Here is a 2666-nt window from a genome sequence, read left to right as displayed (position 1 = left end):
CCTCGACGCGGCAGCGGCCGCAGTGCTGAAGGGCCGCGCCGGACTGGTGGTGGCGCACCGGCTGAGCCAGGCCGCGGCCGCCGACCGGATCCTGGTGATGGACCACGGCCGGGTCGTCGAATCCGGGACGCACGAGGAGCTGTTGCGGACGGACGGGCGGTATGCCGAGCTCAGTCGGGCGTGGTTCGGGGGAGTGTGACGACCAGGGAGCGCGCCGCTTCAGGGGATCCGCGCCGCCACCATCTGCCCCCACTGCTCCGCACGGGCCACCTCGCCCTCGAGCAGCTGGGTGTGGGTGTCCACCAGGAAACTCTCCGGCTCAGCGACGAGCGTGAACCCCAGCTTCTGCAGGTTCTTGGCGATCCCCTTGGACGCCCGCCCGGTGAGGATCGCGGGTTTGTCGACGCGGGTATCGAACGCGGCAGCAGCGCCCTCGCGCCGGGAGAGCTCGCCCAGCCAGTCCCTGATCCCAGCAGCGGCCGCGTCGGGCTCTATCGTCAGGTCACTGTCCGGCTGGTCGGCGGCCTCGACCGCGCCACGCCGGGTCGACTCGCGACTCATCCCGTGCACATGGGTGGGGCCGCCCACGATCACCAGGTCATAGACGGAGGTGTCCTCGTCTATCGCGTGCGAGACGGGGACTGTAGTGACGTCGCCCACCAGAGCGACGCCCCGTGCGATGGCATCGGCGATGTCGTGGGTGCAGCCGTACATCGATTCAAAGACGATCAGTGCGCGCATCGTGCGTGCCACCCCGCTCGACTACCGGTGAGAGCGCATCGCGACCGACCGTTCCGGGCCGCCGAGTCTGTTTCTCACTCGGTGTCCATCCTTCACCGCGTCTGAGGTGAGCGCAATGGTGGCGGGGGCGCCGCGTTGATGACTGCGCCAACGTCGATCGCCGCAGACGGTCTGCAAATCAAGCCAGGGCTGCGTCCCACCTGATCTACGGCCGCGAGCATTGTAGATAAGAACTCTATTGTGAATGTGAACTGTGTCACCTAGGGTCTGTACATGAAGTCAAAGTTTGTCACCGGACTCGCGCTCGGAGCGAGTGTCGTGCTGGCCAGCCCACAGTTCGCCCACGCGGATCCAGCCGCCTTCGACGTCTCCGGCGTGTTCACCAATGACTGCGGTGACGGCTCGGCCTGGATCGAACTCAAGGACGACGCCAATGCGGTCGTCGCCTCGCAGAACATCGCCGACGGCGGGGCGTTCAGCTTCCCGAATGTGGAGGACGGGGACTACCGGCTCGTGCCGTACGCCCCGGCCGGGTGCGGGCCGACGCCGTATCCCGGAGGCGCCCCCGTCACCGTCGACGGCGCCGATTTCACCGGTGTCGATGTGGGGCTCGTGGTTGTCCACTCGATCTGGGGAGTGGTGACGGGCTGCGACGCTGGCGAGGGCAATGGTCTCAACGGGGTCGAGGTCTCCCTGGATATCGACACAGAGGCGCTGACGTACAGCGCCACCACCCGCAGCCGCTCGCTCACCGAGGACGGGCAGTTCTTCTTCCAGTACCTGCCCGCCACGGATGGCTACACGGTCACGGTCACGCCGCCGGAGGGCTGCGAGATCGCTGACCCCACCGTCGTCATTGACCTCTCGGATGACGATGTCGAGGACGTGTCGTTCGCGCTGGATCGCGCACCCGGGCCGTTCGGAAGCCTCGGCTCACTCGACCCCTTCGGCTCGACAGGGTCACTGGGCTCGTAGAAACTGGGCTCGTAGGAACTGAGATCGTAGGAACAGCGAGGTACCGCCAGAGGGGCGTTTGTTCGCCCCTCTGGTGAGTGCGGCCGACAATCTCCACCGCAAGTGAAGTCAGTTCAGTTACTGTTGGTGTGAACCAGACCTCACAACCATCGGTAGGGATCGCATGACCGACACGGCAACCAGCGACACGACGACCGGCACCACCGCGCAGGGCAATCACGAGGTCCGCCTGGTCAGGCACCCCGACGGTGCGCTGACGGTGGACGACCTCGAAGTGGTGGCCACCGAGTTGCCCGTCATGGCCCCGGGGCACCTGCTCATCCGCAACACGCTGCTCTCGGTGGACGCGGCAATCCGGCTGCGGCTCGATCCCGTCTCGCCCCCCGGATACCTGCCGGCCCTGAAGCCGGGGGAGGCGCTCGCCGGGATGGTGGTCGGCGAGGTGATCGAGTCGGACGTGGAGGGGTACGCGCCCGGGGACCTGGTGCAGCACGACCGCGGGTATCGCGAGTACGCCTTGGTCGATCCCGGTAACCAGGCTCTCGGCGCGGCCGGGGTGCTGTCCAAGTTGGACCGCGAGCTGGGCCCGCCGGAGATTCAGGTGGGTCTGCTCGGGATGACGGGCCTCACGGCGTGGGCGGGGATGTTCGTGGTGGCGTCCCTCAAGCCCGACGACGTCGTGTGGATCTCCGCGGCCGCCGGCGCGGTGGGCAGCGTCGCGGCGCAGCTCGCCAAGGCGCACGGCTGCCGGGTTGTCGGTAGCGCCGGTAGCGCCGAGAAGGTCACCTACCTCACGGACGTTCTCGGGCTCGACGCGGCGTTCAACTGGCGTGACGGCCTGGACGGGCCGCTCAGCGAGTTCGCGCCCGAGGGCATCGACGTGTACTTCGACAGCGTCGGCGGCGACCACCTCAGGGCTGCGCTCGAACACCTGCGCCGGCTCGGCCGGG

Annotated in this window: 3 protein-coding genes and 1 pseudogene; 3 read left to right on the top strand and 1 reads right to left on the bottom strand. The window is 67.9% G+C overall.

From position 1 onward, the window contains the following. Positions 1-199: pseudogene (locus G6020_RS15720) on the top strand (ABC transporter ATP-binding protein); the annotation flags it as partial. A gap of 20 nt (positions 200-219) precedes the next feature. On the opposite strand, the gene G6020_RS15715 reads toward G6020_RS15720, so the two are convergent. Further along, the gene (locus G6020_RS15715) at positions 220-741 is read right to left on the bottom strand and encodes a flavodoxin domain-containing protein (RefSeq protein WP_182611246.1); all 522 of its coding nucleotides are present in this window, start codon (positions 739-741) and stop codon (positions 220-222) included. Between the two features lie 273 nt (positions 742-1014). Here G6020_RS15715 and G6020_RS15710 point away from each other — a divergent pair, with 273 nt between their 5' ends. Beyond that, positions 1015-1716, top strand: coding sequence for a hypothetical protein (locus G6020_RS15710; RefSeq protein WP_182611242.1), 702 nt, complete (start codon positions 1015-1017; stop codon positions 1714-1716). A 163-nt stretch (positions 1717-1879) separates the two neighbouring features. After that, positions 1880-2666 (top strand): NADP-dependent oxidoreductase (locus G6020_RS15705; protein ID WP_182611241.1); only part of this gene is annotated, 787 nt, incomplete at its 3' end.

This window comes from Dietzia sp. B19 (genome assembly GCF_014145155.1).
In the GTDB taxonomy this organism is placed as follows: Bacteria; Actinomycetota; Actinomycetes; order Mycobacteriales; family Mycobacteriaceae; genus Dietzia; species Dietzia natronolimnaea.
The sequence above is the reverse complement of the archived record's forward strand: the minus strand, read 5'-3'. Positions and strand labels throughout refer to the sequence as shown.